We start from the raw sequence: 16410 nt of genomic DNA on the forward strand, positions 1-16410 counted from the left end.
CACCCAGGGGCCGAGTAAGTCGCGCAGGTTACGATCTGTCACTTGATTCCTCACTTCTGTTAGTCACCAGCTCGTTTCTGTCATTGGTCGGTAATGCATCCGGTTCGATGTTCATGGTGCGCAGTACGCCGCCCATGATGGCACCAAACACCGGAGCAGAAACCGCACCACCATAATATTTGCCGGCCTGGGGATCGTTGATCACCACCACCAGCGCGAACCGAGGATGACTGGCAGGTGCAACACCTGCGGTATAGGCGATGTATTTGTTGACGTAGCGACCATCCGGCCCGACTTTTTTCGCCGTACCGGTTTTTATCGCAATGCGATAGCCCTTGATGGCCGCTTTGACACCGCCGCCACCGGGCAGCGCCACGCTTTCCATCATATGCATCACGGTTTTCACCAGCGACTCATCGAAAACGCGCTCCCCCGCGACGGGCGGGTCGACTTTGGTAATCGACAGCGGGCGATTAATGCCATAGCTGCCAATGGTTGCGTAGACTCGCGCTAACTGTAACGGCGTTACCATTAGCCCGTAGCCGAAAGAGAAGGTGGCCCTCTCTATGTCAGACCACCGTTGTTTTTTAGGGTATAAGCCACTGCTTTCCCCGACCAGCCCCAAATTGGTCGGTTTGCCCAGTCCAAAACGCGAGTAAGTTTCTACCAGCGCTGAGGAGGGCATCGCTAACGCCAGACGTGAAACCCCGACGTTACTCGACTTCTGCAGAACCCCTGTCAGGGTCAATTCGTTGTAGCGCGCCACATCTTTGATCTCATGACCATTGACGCGGTACGGCACGGTATTCAGAACGCTGTTCTCTCTGACCACGCCGCGTTGTAGCGCCGTCATCACCACCATCGGCTTCACGGTTGAGCCAGGCTCGAAAATGTCGGTGATGGCGCGGTTGCGCATCAGATCTTTGGAGGTATTACTGAGATTGTTCGGGTTGTAAGCCGGGCTGTTAGCCATCGCCAGCACTTCACCGGTGTTCACATCCACCAGCACCGCCGTGCCCGACTCCGCTTTGTTGAACGCCACGGCGTTATTCAGTTCGCGGTAAACCAGCGCCTGCAGACGTTCATCAATGCTCAGGGTCAGGTTGTGGGCCGCCCGGCTGTCGACGGAAGAGATATCTTCGATGACCCGACCGTAACGGTCTTTACGCACCGTTCGTTCGCCCGGCGCACCGGTCAGCCACTTATCAAAGCTCTTCTCGATGCCTTCAATGCCCTGTCCGTCGATATTGGTAAAACCAATCAGATGGGAGGTGACCTGCCCGGCAGGATAGTAGCGGCGCGACTCTTCGCGCAGATGAATACCGGGAAGTTTGAGTTTTTTAACGTACTCGCCGATAGCCGGATTGACCTGGCGCGCCAGATAGACGAAGCGGCCTTTCGGGTTGGCGTTAACACGCGCCGCCAGCTGATCCAGCGGAATCGAAAGCGCATCGGAGAGCGCCTTCCAGCGGCTGTCCAGTGTGACGCCGCCGCCGGCGTGGAGCTCTTTGGGATCGGCCCAGATGGCATTTACCGGGACACTGACCGCGAGCGGGCGTCCGGCTCGATCGCTGATCATCCCGCGCGACGTCGGCACCGCCTGCACGCGCAGCGAGCGAAGATCGCCCTCTTTGACCAGCTTGCCTGGATTGATCACCTGCAGCCAGGCAACGCGTGACAGCAGTCCACCCAGCGCCAGCAAAATACAGCCGCACAGCAACGCAAAACGCCAGCTTACAAAGCTGGCCTTATCTTCCGGTTTCTTTAACTTCAGCGTTCTGCCTGTACCGCTCATTCGCTATCTGAGGTCCTTATTTCTGCACCACGATATTTTCTTGTGAAGGATCAACGTGCTGCAGCTGCAGCTTCTCGGTGGCGATGCGTTCGACACGGCTGTGATCGCCCAGCGCATTCTCTTCCAGAATCAGGTTGCGCCATTCGATATCCAGCGCGTCGCGCTCCAGTACCAGCTGTTCACGCTGTGCGGTTAACAGTCGGGTTTTATGGGTGGTGGTGACCACCAGTACGGCAGAAACCACCACAGCGATCAGCAACAGCACCGGGATCTTGCCCTTTCGCAGCAGATCCCCGCCGATGACGGCGGGCAGACTGTGACGCTCATTACCGATCATGCGTCGGTTTTCTCCGCAATACGTAATACCGAACTGCGCGCGCGCGGGTTCTCAGAAACTTCGGCATCGCCCGGCGACATTTTGCCGAGTAATTTCAGTTCTCGACCGCCCAGGGCACGCAGCTGATGTTCCGTCATTGGCAGCCCGGCTGGGACCTGCGGCCCGCGACTCTGATCGCGCATAAAGCGTTTCACCAGCCGATCTTCCAGCGAGTGGAAGCTGATCACCGAAAGGCGCCCTTGTGGTGCCAGCACCTCAACTGCCCCTTTCAGCGCAATATCGATCTCTTCCAGTTCACTGTTAATCCAGATACGGATCGCCTGGAAACTGCGCGTCGCCGGATGCTTGAACTTATCTTTAACCGGCGTGGCAACGGCGATCACCTCAGCCAGCTCCCGTGTCCGGGTCATCGGCGCTTCGCGATTGCGCTCAACAATGGCGCGGGCGATACGTTTGGCGAACCGCTCTTCACCGTAGGTTTTCAGAACGAAAGCGATGTCTGCCTCTTCCGCCTGCAGCAACCACTCGGCGGCGGAGTGACCGCGCGAAGGATCCATACGCATATCCAGCGGTCCGTCACGCATAAACGAGAAGCCGCGCTCTGCGTCATCCAGCTGCGGTGAGGAAACCCCCAGATCCAGCAGGATGCCGTCAATTTTTCCGACCAAATCCCGCTCAGAAACATACTCTGCCAGGGCGGAAAAAGGGCCATGAATAATAGAGAAGCGGGGATCTGTAATCTCAGCGGCAGCGGCGATAGCTTGAGGGTCGCGATCGATGGCGATCAGTTGTCCCTTCTCTCCCAGTTGCGAAAGAATCAGACGTGAATGACCACCACGACCAAACGTGCCGTCGATGTAGATACCGTCTTCCCTGATATTGAGGCCGTTAACCGCCTCATCCAACAGCACGGTGGTATGTTTGAAATTTTCCTGCATAGCTATAGCGACAAGTCCTGCAACCGCTCAGATAAAGGCTCCTGAGCTGACTGTTCTGCGTCAATATCGTCCCTGACCTGTTGATACCAGGTCTGTTCATCCCACAGCTCAAACTTGTTGAACTGTCCGACCAGCATCACTTCTTTGGTTAATTTTGCGTGCTGCCGAAGCGTATTCGCCAGCAGCAGGCGTCCTGCATTATCCATCTGACATTCACTGGCATGTCCCAGCAACAGACGCTGCACACGGCGCTCAAGTGGATTCATACTGGATAAGCGGGCGAGCTTTTTTTCAATGATTTCCCATTCGGGCAGGGTATAAAGCAACAGGCATGGCTGGTGGAGGTCGATGGTACAGACCATCTGCCCCTGAGATTCCCCGATCAGCAAATCGCGATATCGCGTGGGTACGGCAAGCCGCCCTTTACTGTCGAGATTGACTAACGTTGCTCCGCGGAACATGCCAGTCTCTCCCCCTGGTCACCCGTTTGCACCACTTTATCCCACTTTTTACCACGAAACGAGTTTAAGGATTCGATGAAATCCTTGTCAAGCCGGAGCGGCAGTTGAATATCACTATTTACAGAGCGCCGAATTAATGGCTGCCGACGCCGTTATCGAATAAAAAGAGAAAGAAAAAATTAAACCAATGAATACCTGAATAAAAAAAGCGGGCGCGGAAAAAACGATTAAAAATGAAACAGCATCACACGCTGAATATTTCTCGTGGTTTCTGAGACAGCGGCGGCATTTTAGGGGATTTCCGAAAGAAAGCCCAGCGGCTCAGGCCGGACAGGAAAGCGGCATTTGTTGAAGTTGTAAGCAGATAATAAAAATAACCCTTTCTGCTTTGTTAGAATTGATGAGCAGAATTTACGCTTTTTTACGTCGACCTGTTTATTTAATCAGTAATTCGGAAAAAATAAACGTGGCGGGCAGCGTAATACTGCCCTTCCCTCATTTAACTCTTCGGCTTAATTGTCCGCGACGATATAAATTACGGCGGATACGGGTTAAACCGGGTTTAGGTTTTCTTGGCTCATCCAGCGAGGCTAAAACTAATTCCAGTACCCGTTCGGCGACGTCACGATGGCGCTGTCCTACGGCCAGCACCGGGCACTCAAGAAAGTCCAGTAATTCGTGGTCGCCAAAGGTGGCAATCGCCAGCTCGGTAGGCAGCCGGCCGTCTCGTTTCAGCGTGACATCCATGACGCCCTGCAGCAGCCCGAAAGAGGTGGTAAAAAGCGCCTCCGGCATCGGATGCTCTTCAAGATAACGCTCAAACAGCGCGGCGGCAGCGGTGCGTTCGAAGCTGTTGCAGTAGATGTAATCTATCGGCCGCGGGTCATCTTTCCACGCATCACGGAATCCCATCTCACGCAGGAAGCTCACTGACAGCTCAGGCAGGGCGCCGAGGAACAGCACGTTTTTGACCTCAAGCTGACGCAGTTCAGCCGCCAGCGTATGGGCATCGTCCTGGTCGGCACCCACGACGCTGGTGAAATGTTCACGATCCAGCGCACGGTCTAACGCAATGATCGGCAGCGGATCGTTGACCCAGCGCTGATAAAAGGGATGCTCAGGCGGTAACGAGGTGGAGACGATGATCGCGTCGACCTGACGCTGTAGCAGATGCTCAATGCAGCGCATCTCGTTATCAGGCTGATCTTCTGAGCAGGCGATCAGCAGCTGATAGCCTCGCTGGCGCGCCTGTCGTTCAAGATAGTTTGCAATACGGGTGTAACTGGTATTCTCCAGATCGGGAATCACCAGCCCAATAGAGCGCGTTCGCCCGGCGCGCAGCCCGGCGGCCACCGCATTGGGGTGATAATTATGTTCACGCACGACCGCCATCACTTTCTCAACGGTTTTGTCGCTGACACGATACTGCCGCGCTTTACCATTGATCACATAACTGGCCGTGGTGCGCGACACGCCTGCCAAACGCGCAATTTCATCCAGCTTCACGATAACCCCACCATCAAATCCGCTTTTACGGCAGAAATAGCCGCAGTTAAGCTATGGATAACTCATGGCTATCATCTAACAGCAGAAAAGTGCGCGGAGCAACCGCTTTTCTGAATGTAACCAGCCTGGCGCATAAAAAATAAAAAAACCCGGCATTTCGCCGGGTTAGGTGAGGTTCGATGGTGACGCAGCGTGATTAACGCATGATGCGATCGCCGCGTGATACGCCCACAATACCGGAGCGGGCCACTTCAACGATTTCGGCAACCTCACGCACGGAATGGAGAAACGCGTCCAGTTTGTCACTGGTGCCTGCCAGCTGAACCGTGTACAGCGTAGGCGTTACATCAATAATCTGACCGCGGAAGATCTCAGCATTGCGCTTCACCTCTTCGCGGCCATAGCCACTCGCCTGGATCTTCACCAGCATGATCTCACGCTCAACGTAGGCACCCTGCCCCAGTTCGGTCACGCGCAGCACATCCACCAGCTTGTGCAGCTGCTTTTCGATCTGCTCCAGCACCTTCTGGTCGCCTACCGTCTGAATGGTCATCCGCGACAGGGTGGGATCGTCGGTAGGCGCAACGGTCAGGCTTTCGATGTTGTAGCCGCGCTGCGAAAAGAGACCGACAACACGGGATAATGCGCCAGATTCGTTCTCCAGCAGAACTGATAAAATGCGACGCATAGTTATGTCCTCTCCGTTTTGCTTAACCACATCTCATCCATGCTGCCACCGCGAATCTGCATCGGGTAAACATGCTCGCTACCGTCCACGGCGACATCCACAAACACCAGACGCCCCTGTGCCAGTTTCTCCAGCGCCAGCGTCAGCTTCTCTTCCAGTTCAGCCGGATGCTCAATGGCGATCCCGACGTGCCCGTAGGCCTCAGCCAGACGCACGAAGTCAGGCAGTGATTCCATATAGGACTGCGAGTGGCGGCCGGAGTAGATCATATCCTGCCACTGTTTCACCATGCCCAGAACCCGGTTATTCAGGCTCAGTACCAGCACCGGCAGATTGTACTGCAGTGCGGTAGAGAGCTCCTGAATGTTCATCTGGATACTGCCATCGCCCGTCACGCAGATAACGGTTTCGTCCGGCAGCGCCATCTTGACACCCAGCGCAGCGGGCAGGCCAAAGCCCATCGTGCCCAGCCCCCCGGAGTTGATCCAGCGACGCGGTTTATCGAACGGATAATAGAGCGCAGCAAACATCTGATGCTGGCCCACATCGGATGTGACGTAGGCGTCGCCGTGGGTCAGACGGCTGATGGTTTCAATGACGGCCTGCGGCTTGATTTTGTCGCTGGTCCGATCGAACTCCAGGCACTGACGACTGCGCCAGCCCTCAATCGCGCTCCACCACGCCTGCAGACTCTCAGAGCGCGGCTCACTGTCGTTTTGCGCCAGCAGCTCCAGCATCTGCTGCAGCACCTGCTTCGCATCACCCACGATCGGGATATCCGCCGCCACCGTTTTGGAGATTGAGGTCGGGTCGATATCAATGTGCATGATGGTGGCGTTGGGGCAATACTTCGCCAGATTATTGGTGGTGCGGTCGTCAAAGCGAACGCCGATACCAAAAATCAGATCGGTGTTGTGCATCGTCATGTTGGCTTCATAGGTGCCGTGCATGCCGAGCATCCCGACGCACTGACGATGCGTGCCAGGAAACGCGCCCAGCCCCATCAGAGACGTGGTGACCGGAATGTTCAGGCTTTCGGCCAGCTGTAACAGTTCCGCTTCACAGCCCGCGGTGATGGCTCCGCCACCGGCATAAATCACCGGCTGTTTTGCGGCCAGCAGTGTCGTCAGCGCACGCTTGATCTGACCTTTATGGCCCTGGATGGTCGGATTGTAGGAGCGCATGCTGACAGCGTCCGGCCAGTGATAAGGGAGCTTATTGGCCGGGTTGAGAATATCTTTCGGCAGATCGATAACCACCGGTCCCGGACGTCCGCTGGCGGCGAGCCAGAACGCCTTTTTCAGCACGGTGGGGATCTCTTCGGTGCTTTTGACCAGAAAACTGTGCTTCACCACCGGTCGTGAAATGCCGACCATGTCGCACTCCTGAAAGGCATCATAGCCAATCAGCGAGGTAGGCACCTGGCCCGACAGAATCACCAGCGGAATAGAGTCCATATAGGCGGTGGCGATCCCGGTGATCGCATTGGTCGCGCCGGGGCCGGAAGTGACCAGCACGACCCCAACTTCACCCGTGGCGCGTGCGAGGCCGTCAGCCATATGCACCGCAGCCTGCTCATGGCGTACCAGAATGTGATCGATACCCCCGACGGTTTGCAGCGCATCATAGATATCTAATACCGCGCCACCCGGATAACCGAATACCTGCTTAACGCCCTGATCGATTAACGAACGGACGACCATTTCGGCTCCTGACAACATCTCCATCTTCTGCCTCCAGGCTTCAGGACCGGGCGCCATGAATAGGGCCTTTTGCACATATCGCGTCGCGCCGGTGCCTGCTCTGCCAATCAAAATCTTATGTTTATGCACGACAGCGGAAACCTGTGCCGCTGTCCGGTTACAGAGAAATCTGTCGAGTTCATTGTTCTGAGAGTAGGTCGATTACCATAACCGCACTTCAGCGGGCAGGCAAACCGCAAAGCCGTGTAAATTAAATGGCAGGGACGTAAAGGCTCTGCCCGATAAGAATTGGCTGCGCGGATTAAACTAATTACGCCGCAGAACCGCAGAGGAAAATGCTGACTAAGAAATTATTTTTAGCGTGATCTAAGAAATAACGAAAACTTATTGTGACCTGCCCCAGCCCACAATCGCCCCACCGTTTTATTTTCTGGGTTAATTAACCAGAAAATCGCTAAAGCGCATACGATTATGCTAAGCAAGCGGACATAAATTCTGCGCCACGCCTGAGAAACATAAAAATAAAATTATTATTTTTCAAATAGATAAAACAGTCACCACCCTGAAACAGCGTACTTATCCTGCCTGACCGGCGCGGCACTCACTTCTGCGCTATTCATTACGCTGTCAGGCCGTAAAATAACAGACGATCTTCCTTTTACTCGCTGGAGAATAACCCTGCACAGAAGGTTGACATCCCTGAGTGATTGCAGTACCAATATAGGCAGCACAACAATTTATAAGGTTTGAATCCATGTTTCGTTTTGCTCGCCTTCTCGGTCTACTACTAAACGCATACAGCTTGCGCGGTAGACTTGTGGGCGGAATCAAACACTGATTCAAACCTGCTGAAAGTTAAAAACCCGCGCCTGTCGCGGGTTTTTTTATGCTCGTTGCCAGGCCAGAAAATGCATAAGGATGAATACGATGAGTCAGCAAGTCATTATTTTCGATACCACTCTGCGCGACGGTGAGCAGGCATTACAGGCCAGCCTGAGTGTGAAAGAAAAATTGCAGATTGCATTAGCGCTGGAGCGTATGGGCGTGGATGTCATGGAAGTGGGTTTCCCGGTCTCCTCACCTGGCGATTTTGAATCCGTACAGACCATCGCGCGCACCATTAAAAACAGTCGGGTCTGCGGTCTGGCCCGCTGTGTGGAGAAGGATATTGATGCGGCGTACGAATCACTGCGCGTTGCCGAAGCCTTCCGTATTCATACCTTTATCGCCACCTCACCGATGCACATCGCCACCAAACTGCGCAGCACGCTGCCCGAGGTGATTGAGCGCGCGGTACACATGGTGAAACGTGCCCGCAACTACACCAATGACGTTGAATTCTCCTGCGAAGATGGCGGCCGCACCCCGATTGATGACCTGTGCCGGATGGTTGAAGCCGCAATTAATGCCGGTGCCAACACCATCAATATCCCGGACACCGTGGGTTACACCCTGCCAGGCGAATATGCTCACATCATCAGCCAGCTGATCAACCGCGTGCCTAACATCGACAAAGCGATTCTCTCCGTCCATACCCACGATGACCTGGGTATGGCGACCGGTAACGCCCTGGCGGCTGTCCAGGCGGGGGCACGTCAGGTTGAAGGCACGCTGAATGGTCTGGGTGAACGTGCCGGTAACTGTGCGCTGGAAGAGGTGATCATGGCGATCAAAACCCGCCAGCAGATCATGAATGTGCACACCAACATCAATCATCAGGAGATCTACCGCACCAGCCAGATGGTGAGCCAGATCTGCAATATGCCTATCCCTGCGAACAAGGCGGTGGTCGGCTCCAACGCCTTCGCCCACTCCTCCGGTATTCATCAGGATGGCGTGCTGAAGAATCGCGAAAACTATGAAATCCTGACGCCGGAGTCGATCGGCTTACACAAGATTCAGCTGAACCTGACCTCACGTTCTGGCCGCGCGGCGGTAAAACATCGTATGGAAGAGATGGGCTATGCAGAACAGGATTACAATCTGGATGCCCTGTATGACGCCTTCCTGAAGCTGGCTGACAAAAAAGGTCAGGTGTTCGACTACGACCTGGAAGCGCTGGCCTTCATCAATAAACAGAATGAAGAGCCGGAGCATTTTCAGCTGCATGAATTTAACGTTCAGACCGGTTCCGGCATCACCGCTACCGCCTCTGTCAAGCTGGGCTGCGGCGATGATGCCAAAGCGGATGCGGCCACCGGCAACGGCCCGGTTGACGCGGTCTATCAGGCCATTAACCGTATTACCCAGTTCGACGCGGAGCTGGTCAACTACAAACTGACCGCCAAAGGCCACGGCGAAAACGCGCTGGGTCAGGTCGACATTGTGGTGAGCTACAACGGCCGTAAGTTCCACGGCGTCGGTCTGGCGACCGATATCGTGGAATCGTCCGCCAAAGCGATGGTGAATGCGCTGAACAATATCTGGCGTGCCCGCCAGGTTGAACAGGAATTGCAACGCAAATTTAAAGATCAGAAGGAAACCGTATAACTATGTCCAGCTCTTCTCATATCGCAGTTTTACCCGGTGACGGCATTGGCCCGGAAGTGATGGCACAGGCAATAAAAGTGCTGGACGCCATTCGCCAGCGCTTTGATATGCAGATTACCACTCAGGAATATGCGGTCGGCGGCATCGCTATCGATCAGCACGGCGAACCCCTGCCTCCTGCGACCGTAGCGGGCTGCGAGCAGGCGGACGCGATCCTGTTTGGTTCGGTTGGCGGACCGAAGTGGGAACATTTGCCACCGGCCTCGCAGCCGGAACGCGGTGCTCTGCTGCCCCTGCGCAAACACTTCAGACTGTTCAGTAACCTGCGCCCGGCGGCACTCTACAGCGGTCTGGAAGCTTTCTGCCCGCTGCGCGCCGACATCGCGGCGAAAGGCTTCGATATCCTGTGCGTGCGTGAACTGACCGGCGGCATCTATTTTGGTCAGCCTAAAGGACGCGAAGGCAGCGGCCCGGAAGAGCGGGCATTCGATACGGAGGTTTACCACCGCTTCGAGATCGAGCGCATCGCCCGTATCGCGTTTGAGTCTGCGCGTAAACGCCGCAATAAAGTGACCTCAGTAGATAAAGCCAACGTCCTGCAGACCTCAGTCATGTGGCGTGAAATCGTCAACGAGGTCGCTAAAGAGTATCCGGACGTGCAGCTGAGCCACATCTATATCGACAATGCCACCATGCAGTTGATCAAAGATCCGTCACAGTTTGACGTGCTGCTCTGCTCCAACCTGTTCGGCGACATTCTCTCTGATGAGTGCGCCATGATCACCGGTTCGATGGGGATGCTGCCTTCGGCCAGCCTGAATGAAGCGGGCTTTGGCCTGTTTGAACCGGCAGGCGGCTCCGCACCGGATATCGCCGGACAGAATATTGCTAACCCGGTCGCGCAGATCCTGTCGCTGTCCCTGCTGTTACGCTACAGCCTGAATGCCGATGAGGCTGCCGACAGTATCGAACGCGCCATCAGTCGTGCGCTGGAACAGGGCTACCGCACTAAAGATTTAGCCGGTGATGGCCCAGCGGTCAGCACAGATGAGATGGGCAGCATCATTGCCCGCTTTATCGCCGAGGAAAAATAAAAAAATGAAAACCTTATACCAGAAGTTATTTGATGCACATGTCGTCCACGAAGCGCCGAACGAAACGCCGTTACTCTATATCGATCGCCACCTGATCCATGAAGTCACCTCGCCTCAGGCTTTTGATGGTCTGCGCGCGCACGGACGCAAGGTGCGTCAGCCGGGCAAAACCTTTGCCACCATGGATCACAACGTCTCTACTCAGACCAAAGACATCAATGCGTCGGGCGAGATGGCGCGGATTCAGATGCAGGAGCTGATGAAGAACTGCGCTGAATTTGGCGTACAGCTCTATGACCTGAACCACCCGTATCAGGGAATTGTGCACGTTATCGGCCCTGAGCAGGGCATGACGCTGCCAGGCATGACCATCGTGTGCGGTGACTCGCACACGGCGACGCACGGAGCCTTCGGCTCACTGGCCTTTGGTATCGGCACCTCCGAAGTAGAGCATGTGTTTGCCACCCAGACCCTGAAGCAGGGCCGGGCGAAAACCATGAAAATTGAGGTGCTGGGCCAGGCTTCAACCGGCATTACGGCAAAAGATATTGTCCTGGCGATCATCGGCAAAACCGGCAGCGCAGGCGGAACCGGCTATGTGGTTGAGTTCTGCGGTCCGGCCATTCAGGCGCTGAGCATGGAAGGTCGTATGACGCTGTGCAACATGGCGATTGAAATGGGCGCGAAAGCGGGCCTGGTGGCACCGGACGAGACCACCTTCAGCTACCTGAAAGGCCGCCAGTTCTCCCCACAGGGTGAGAAGTGGGAGCAGGCCGTAGAGTACTGGCGCACACTGAAGTCAGATGAAGGCGCGACCTATGATGCGGTGGTCACGCTGCAGGCAGAAGAGATTGCGCCACAGGTCACCTGGGGCACCAACCCGGGTCAGGTGATCGCCGTTGATCAGGTGATCCCGAACCCGGCCTCATTCGCCGATCCGGTAGAGCGCGCCTCAGCGGAAAAAGCGCTGGCGTATATGAATCTGCAGCCGGGCATCCGACTGACCGATGTCGCAATTGATAAAGTCTTCATCGGCTCCTGCACCAACTCACGCATTGAGGATCTGCGTGCCGCCGCCGCTATCGCCAAAGGCCGCAAAGTTGCGCCGGGTGTGGTTGCGATGGTGGTGCCCGGTTCCGGTCCGGTAAAAGCACAGGCGGAAGCGGAAGGTCTGGATAAAATCTTCCTGGAAGCGGGCTTTGAGTGGCGTCTGCCAGGCTGCTCCATGTGTCTGGCGATGAACAATGACCGCCTCAACCCCGGCGAGCGTTGCGCGTCAACCAGCAACCGTAACTTTGAAGGTCGTCAGGGCCGCGGTGGACGAACCCATCTGGTCAGCCCGGCGATGGCCGCAGCGGCAGCCGTCACCGGCCACTTTGCCGACATCCGTGAACTGACGACAGGAGCATAAGTCATGGCGAATAAATTTACTCAGCACACCGGCATCGTCGCGCCGCTGGACGCCGCAAACGTCGATACCGACGCGATCATCCCTAAGCAGTTTTTGCAGAAGGTGACCCGCACCGGTTTTGGTCAGCACCTGTTCCATGACTGGCGTTTTGAAGATGACGCCGGCACGGTCCCTACCCCCAGCTTTGTGCTGAACAAGCCAGAGTTTAAAGGCACCAGCATTCTGCTGGCGCGCGAGAACTTTGGCTGTGGCTCTTCTCGTGAGCATGCGCCCTGGGCGCTGACCGATTTCGGTTTTCACGTGGTGATTGCGCCAAGCTTCGCCGATATCTTCTACGGCAACAGCTTCAACAATCAGCTGCTGCCGGTGAAGTTAAGCGAAGAGGAAGTGGATGAGCTGTTCCGGCTGGTTGCGGCTCAGCCAGGTATCAGCTTTACGGTCGATCTGGAAGCGCAGACGGTGACCGCAGGCGATAAAGTCTACCCGTTTGAACTCGACAGCTTCCGTCGCCACTGCATGATCAACGGCCTCGACAGCATCGGCCTGACCCTGCAGCATGAAGCGTCTATTTCGCAGTATGAGCAGAATCAGCCCGCCTTCCTCCGCTGATTACGTTAAGACAGGGCAACATCCCATCGCCTGAGGTTGCTGGCAACCTCAGTTCTGGCCCGCTTTGAGATCGAGCCAGCGAAGGCAACACGGTCAGATCGGAAAGTCGCTTAAACCTTCCCTGGCCGCTCGGCCCGCGCCGTCCATGGCGCGGGACGCTTTCCTCCTCTGCCCGTGTTGCCTTCGTGTAAAGCGTGTTGTTGCGGTCAGACTCACTCGAATCTGAGCTTGTCAGAAATCCAGGAGCGACATCCTGTCGCCCTTCTTCTTTATACGTCGCGCACCCGCGCCGACATCACCAGCGCCACAATCGCCAGCCCGAATGCCAGCCAGTAGACCGCCTCATGTCCCAGCCGCTCACTCAGCGTCCCCTGAATCACCCCGGCCAGAATCATGCCGGTTGAGATGGAGTTGGTGAACAGGGTGGTTGCGGCGCCAGGCCGTCCCGGCATCAGATCCTGGAACCACAACATCCCAATCCCGGCAATAATCCCGACAAACACCGCATTAAACAGCTGCAATACCATCAGTGACGTGCGGGAGTTAAACAGCACCAGCCCCAGGTAAAACAGCACCCCGGCGGCCACCGCCACCAGCATTAACCGGCGCTTGCCCATGCGGCGGGCGTAATGCCCGGCCAGCAGCATCACCGGGATCTCCAGCCCGGCGGCCGTGCCCATCAGCAGACCCGCCAGCTTTTCCGGCAGGCCAAGCGTCGTACTGATATAGAGCGGCATATCAATGATATACATGGTATTGCAGGTCCACATCACCACCGACGCGATAAACAGCAGGCGCACATCGCGATCGCGCCAGCCGCTTAGCGGCAGACCGCCGCTTTGCAGCAGCGGCTGCGCACGGGGCACTGACGGCAGGGTAAACCAGACCAGCAGGATACAGATCAGAAACAGCGCGGCGGCCACCATAAACAGCGTGACAAAACCATAGTTCAGCGCCAGCGCAAATGAGAGCGGTGGCCCGATGACCCACGCCAGCGACAGCTGCGCGCGCATCACCGAACTGAACATGACCGCTTCACGCGCCGACTGATCGGCATATTCCCGTGCCAGCGCAAAGAGCTGAGGCATTGAGACGCTGGCGAGCGCCGACAGCAGCACACCCAGCGTAATCAGCGTCAGGTAGTGGCGACTGAAGGCAAACAGCAGCGCATTGACCAGCGCCATCAGGCAACAGAACAGAATGATATTACGGCGGTCCCCCACGCTGTCCGAACGCTTCGCCACCAGCATGCTCACCAGAATACCGGCCACCGCATTGATGGTAAAAAACAGTCCGACCCAGAAAGGGCGGGCCTGCACTTCGCGCGTCAGAAACAGGCTCAGCGTCGGTGCCTGCAATGCGCCCGCCACGCCCAGCATGAACGAGGCAATCATAAAAGCGAGGTAGACCGGATTGATGCGGCGCTGCCGCGTTAACAGCGATTTCATAGCGAAATCCCTTAGAGGCTAAACAGAGAGGAAAAAAAGAAGGGTAGACCATACCGCGCACGATGAAAAAAGCCAGCAGAGATCCTCTGCTGGCGGTGTAAATGCACCCTACTCAGAAAAGCACTCCGCTGAACAGCGAAGTCAGGGTTGAACGCCATTCCAGACTGAATGCCTCCCGCTCTTCCCATAGCGCAAAGTTTGCTCTTAAAATGAGGCAGAAAAAACAGAGCGCTTTTCAGCAGGAGTTCCTCTTTTATGTCCTCGTCACGTCTGAAGCAGCAATTCATTCGCCTGTGGCAGAGCTGCCAGGGCCAGTCGCAGGCCATTACCCTCAGCGAACTGGCTGACCTGCTACACTGCTCGCGCCGCCACATGCGCAATCTGCTCAACCGGATGCAGGCGGCAGGCTGGCTGGTCTGGCAGGCAGAAGCGGGACGCGGCAGGCGGTCACATCTGACGTTCTGCTATACCGGGCTGGCTTTACAGCAGCAGCGTGCCGAAGATCTGCTGGAGCAGGATCGCATCGATCAGCTGGTCCAGCTGGTGGGCGATAAGGATCAGGTGCGGCAGATGATCAGTGCGCATCTCGGCCGCAGTTTCCGGCAGGGTAAGCATATCCTGCGGGTGCTCTACTATCGTCCCCTGCTCAATCTGCTGCCTGGCTCGCCGCTGCGGCGCTCTGAAACGCACATCGCCCGGCAGATTTTTAATGGCCTGACGCGGATAAATGAGGAAAACGGGGAAATCGAGCCCGATATCGCGCATCACTGGCAGCAGACCTCTCCGCTTCACTGGCGCTTCTTTCTGCGTCCGGCTATTCGTTTCCATCACGGTAGGGAGCTGGAGATGGCGGATGTCATCGCCACCCTGGAGCGTCAGCGCCCTCATCCGCTCTTTTCCCACATTGCGGAGATCTTCTCACCCGCCCCCTGGACGCTGGATGTGCATCTGAGCCAGCCCGACGACGGCCTGCCCTGGCTGCTGGGCAGCGTCAGCGCGATGATCCTGCCGCGCGAGTGGCCGACGATTCAGGATTTTGCCCGCCAGCCAGTCGGCACCGGCCCCTACCGGGTGATCCGCAATCATGAGAGCCAGCTGAAGATTGAAGCCTTTGATGATTACTTCGGTTTTCGTGCCCTGATCGACGATGTCTCTATCTGGGTGCTGCCCGACATCAGCGATGAGCTGGTCTATGCCGGTGTGCGCCTGCAGGGGGACGCTGCGGATGAGATTCAGGAGGAGAGCCGCCTTGAGGAGGGCTGCTACTATCTGCTGTTTGACCAGCGTTCAGAGCAGGGCCGCAGCGAGGCAGTCAGGCGCTGGGTCAGTTATCTCTTCAACCCTATCGCCCTGCTCAACCACGCGGGCGTCGGCTATCAGCGATACTGGTTTCCGGCTTATGGCCTGCTGCCGCGCTGGCATCACCGCCGGGACCTGACCCCGGTCGAAAAGCCGCCCGGCCTGACCCATCTGACGCTGACCTGGTACAGTCAGCACGTGGAGCATGAGGGCATCGCCAATGCGCTGCGTCCCCTGCTGGCCCAACAGGGCGTCACGCTGGAAACCCGTGAGATCAGTTATGAAAGCTGGTATCAGGGCGACGCGGAGAGTGATATCTGGCTCGGCAGCGTCAACTTTACCCTGCCGCTGAACTGGTCGCTGTTCGCCCAGCTGTATGAGATCCCGCTGCTGCATCACTGCCTGCCGATTGACTGGCACAGTGACGCGGCCCGCTGGCGCGAGAAAACGCTGCCGCTGGCCGAGTGGAGCAAACAACTGGTTGAAGAGGCGGGCCTGCATCCGCTGTTTCATCACTGGCTATTGCTGGAGGGCCAGCGCAGCATGCGTGGCGTGCGGATGAATACCCTGGGCTGGTTTGATTTTAAATCGGCCTGGTTTGCGCCACCGGCACTGTGACGCTTTCGCCACG

General features: G+C 56.5%; 14 protein-coding genes. 6 read left to right on the top strand and 8 right to left on the bottom strand.

The features are described from left to right. Nucleotides 1-28 precede the first annotated feature (28 nt). From CKF42_RS12315 to ilvI, 7 genes are all read right to left on the bottom strand, one after another. On the bottom strand, nucleotides 29-1795 hold the full coding sequence (locus CKF42_RS12315; RefSeq protein ID WP_009092146.1) for a peptidoglycan glycosyltransferase FtsI: 1767 nt from the start codon (nucleotides 1793-1795) through the stop codon (nucleotides 29-31). A gap of 16 nt (nucleotides 1796-1811) precedes the next feature. After that, nucleotides 1812-2132 (bottom strand): cell division protein FtsL, encoded by a 321-nt coding sequence (gene ftsL, locus CKF42_RS12320; RefSeq protein WP_003854764.1) that lies wholly within the window; start codon nucleotides 2130-2132, stop codon nucleotides 1812-1814. Next, the gene (gene rsmH, locus CKF42_RS12325) at nucleotides 2129-3070 is read right to left on the bottom strand and encodes a 16S rRNA (cytosine(1402)-N(4))-methyltransferase RsmH (RefSeq protein WP_009092147.1); all 942 of its coding nucleotides are present in this window, start codon (nucleotides 3068-3070) and stop codon (nucleotides 2129-2131) included. Before rsmH ends, ftsL begins: the two co-directional genes overlap by 4 nt. A 2-nt stretch (nucleotides 3071-3072) precedes the next feature. Beyond that, a complete protein-coding gene (gene mraZ, locus CKF42_RS12330) occupies nucleotides 3073-3531 on the bottom strand; it encodes a division/cell wall cluster transcriptional repressor MraZ (RefSeq protein ID WP_009092149.1) in 459 nt (152 codons plus the stop codon). Nucleotides 3532-4026: 495 nt separating this feature from the next. After that, nucleotides 4027-5037 carry a catabolite repressor/activator gene (gene cra, locus CKF42_RS12335; protein WP_009092150.1) on the bottom strand — a complete coding sequence of 337 codons (1011 nt, stop codon included), beginning with the start codon at nucleotides 5035-5037 and terminating at the stop codon, nucleotides 4027-4029. A 196-nt stretch (nucleotides 5038-5233) separates the two neighbouring features. Beyond that, a complete protein-coding gene (gene ilvN / locus CKF42_RS12340) occupies nucleotides 5234-5725 on the bottom strand; it encodes an acetolactate synthase small subunit (protein ID WP_111208304.1) in 492 nt (163 codons plus the stop codon). A 2-nt stretch (nucleotides 5726-5727) separates the two neighbouring features. After that, nucleotides 5728-7452 (bottom strand): acetolactate synthase 3 large subunit, encoded by a 1725-nt coding sequence (ilvI, locus tag CKF42_RS12345; RefSeq protein WP_009092154.1) that lies wholly within the window; start codon nucleotides 7450-7452, stop codon nucleotides 5728-5730. Nucleotides 7453-8182: 730 nt separating this feature from the next. Between ilvI and leuL the strand changes: the two genes are divergently transcribed. From leuL to leuD, 5 genes are all read left to right on the top strand, one after another. After that, nucleotides 8183-8266, top strand: a complete 84-nt coding sequence (gene leuL, locus CKF42_RS21515) for a leu operon leader peptide (protein WP_111208305.1) — start codon at nucleotides 8183-8185, stop codon at nucleotides 8264-8266. 89 nt (nucleotides 8267-8355) lie between these two features. After that, the gene (gene leuA, locus CKF42_RS12355) at nucleotides 8356-9918 is read left to right on the top strand and encodes a 2-isopropylmalate synthase (RefSeq protein ID WP_046101207.1); all 1563 of its coding nucleotides are present in this window, start codon (nucleotides 8356-8358) and stop codon (nucleotides 9916-9918) included. A 2-nt stretch (nucleotides 9919-9920) separates the two neighbouring features. Next, on the top strand, nucleotides 9921-11012 hold the full coding sequence (gene leuB / locus CKF42_RS12360; protein WP_111208306.1) for a 3-isopropylmalate dehydrogenase: 1092 nt from the start codon (nucleotides 9921-9923) through the stop codon (nucleotides 11010-11012). A 4-nt stretch (nucleotides 11013-11016) separates the two neighbouring features. Beyond that, complete coding sequence (gene leuC / locus CKF42_RS12365; protein ID WP_111208307.1) at nucleotides 11017-12423, top strand: 3-isopropylmalate dehydratase large subunit; 1407 nt, start codon at nucleotides 11017-11019, stop codon at nucleotides 12421-12423. A gap of 3 nt (nucleotides 12424-12426) precedes the next feature. Then, nucleotides 12427-13032 (top strand): 3-isopropylmalate dehydratase small subunit, encoded by a 606-nt coding sequence (gene leuD, locus CKF42_RS12370; protein WP_009092163.1) that lies wholly within the window; start codon nucleotides 12427-12429, stop codon nucleotides 13030-13032. Nucleotides 13033-13301: 269 nt separating this feature from the next. Here the strand turns inward: leuD and CKF42_RS12375 are convergent, their stop codons facing one another. Next, nucleotides 13302-14480: an MFS transporter gene (locus CKF42_RS12375; protein WP_111208308.1), complete on the bottom strand. Its 1179-nt coding sequence runs from the start codon at nucleotides 14478-14480 to the stop codon at nucleotides 13302-13304. Nucleotides 14481-14735: 255 nt separating this feature from the next. On the opposite strand from CKF42_RS12375, the gene sgrR reads away from it, so the two are divergent. Continuing rightward, nucleotides 14736-16397 carry an HTH-type transcriptional regulator SgrR gene (gene sgrR, locus CKF42_RS12380; RefSeq protein ID WP_111208309.1) on the top strand — a complete coding sequence of 554 codons (1662 nt, stop codon included), beginning with the start codon at nucleotides 14736-14738 and terminating at the stop codon, nucleotides 16395-16397. Nucleotides 16398-16410: the final 13 nt, after the last annotated feature.

The sequence above is a fragment of the Pantoea sp. ARC270 genome, assembly GCF_003236725.1.
Lineage (GTDB): Bacteria > Pseudomonadota > Gammaproteobacteria > Enterobacterales > Enterobacteriaceae > Pantoea > Pantoea anthophila.

What these genes read in the sequence shown, in the direction of transcription:
- rsmH (WP_009092147.1), bottom strand. Translation starts at nt 3,070, where the DNA reads ATGCAGGAAAATTTCAAACATACCACCGTGCTGTTGGATGAGGCGGTT.
- leuD (WP_009092163.1), top strand. Translation starts at nt 12,427, where the DNA reads ATGGCGAATAAATTTACTCAGCACACCGGCATCGTCGCGCCGCTGGAC.
- CKF42_RS12375 (WP_111208308.1), bottom strand. Translation starts at nt 14,480, where the DNA reads ATGAAATCGCTGTTAACGCGGCAGCGCCGCATCAATCCGGTCTACCTC.
- CKF42_RS12315 (WP_009092146.1), bottom strand. Translation starts at nt 1,795, where the DNA reads ATGAGCGGTACAGGCAGAACGCTGAAGTTAAAGAAACCGGAAGATAAG.
- leuB (WP_111208306.1), top strand. Translation starts at nt 9,921, where the DNA reads ATGTCCAGCTCTTCTCATATCGCAGTTTTACCCGGTGACGGCATTGGC.
- ftsL (WP_003854764.1), bottom strand. Translation starts at nt 2,132, where the DNA reads ATGATCGGTAATGAGCGTCACAGTCTGCCCGCCGTCATCGGCGGGGAT.
- mraZ (WP_009092149.1), bottom strand. Translation starts at nt 3,531, where the DNA reads ATGTTCCGCGGAGCAACGTTAGTCAATCTCGACAGTAAAGGGCGGCTT.
- leuA (WP_046101207.1), top strand. Translation starts at nt 8,356, where the DNA reads ATGAGTCAGCAAGTCATTATTTTCGATACCACTCTGCGCGACGGTGAG.
- sgrR (WP_111208309.1), top strand. Translation starts at nt 14,736, where the DNA reads ATGTCCTCGTCACGTCTGAAGCAGCAATTCATTCGCCTGTGGCAGAGC.
- leuL (WP_111208305.1), top strand. Translation starts at nt 8,183, where the DNA reads ATGTTTCGTTTTGCTCGCCTTCTCGGTCTACTACTAAACGCATACAGC.
- ilvN (WP_111208304.1), bottom strand. Translation starts at nt 5,725, where the DNA reads ATGCGTCGCATTTTATCAGTTCTGCTGGAGAACGAATCTGGCGCATTA.
- ilvI (WP_009092154.1), bottom strand. Translation starts at nt 7,452, where the DNA reads ATGGAGATGTTGTCAGGAGCCGAAATGGTCGTCCGTTCGTTAATCGAT.
- leuC (WP_111208307.1), top strand. Translation starts at nt 11,017, where the DNA reads ATGAAAACCTTATACCAGAAGTTATTTGATGCACATGTCGTCCACGAA.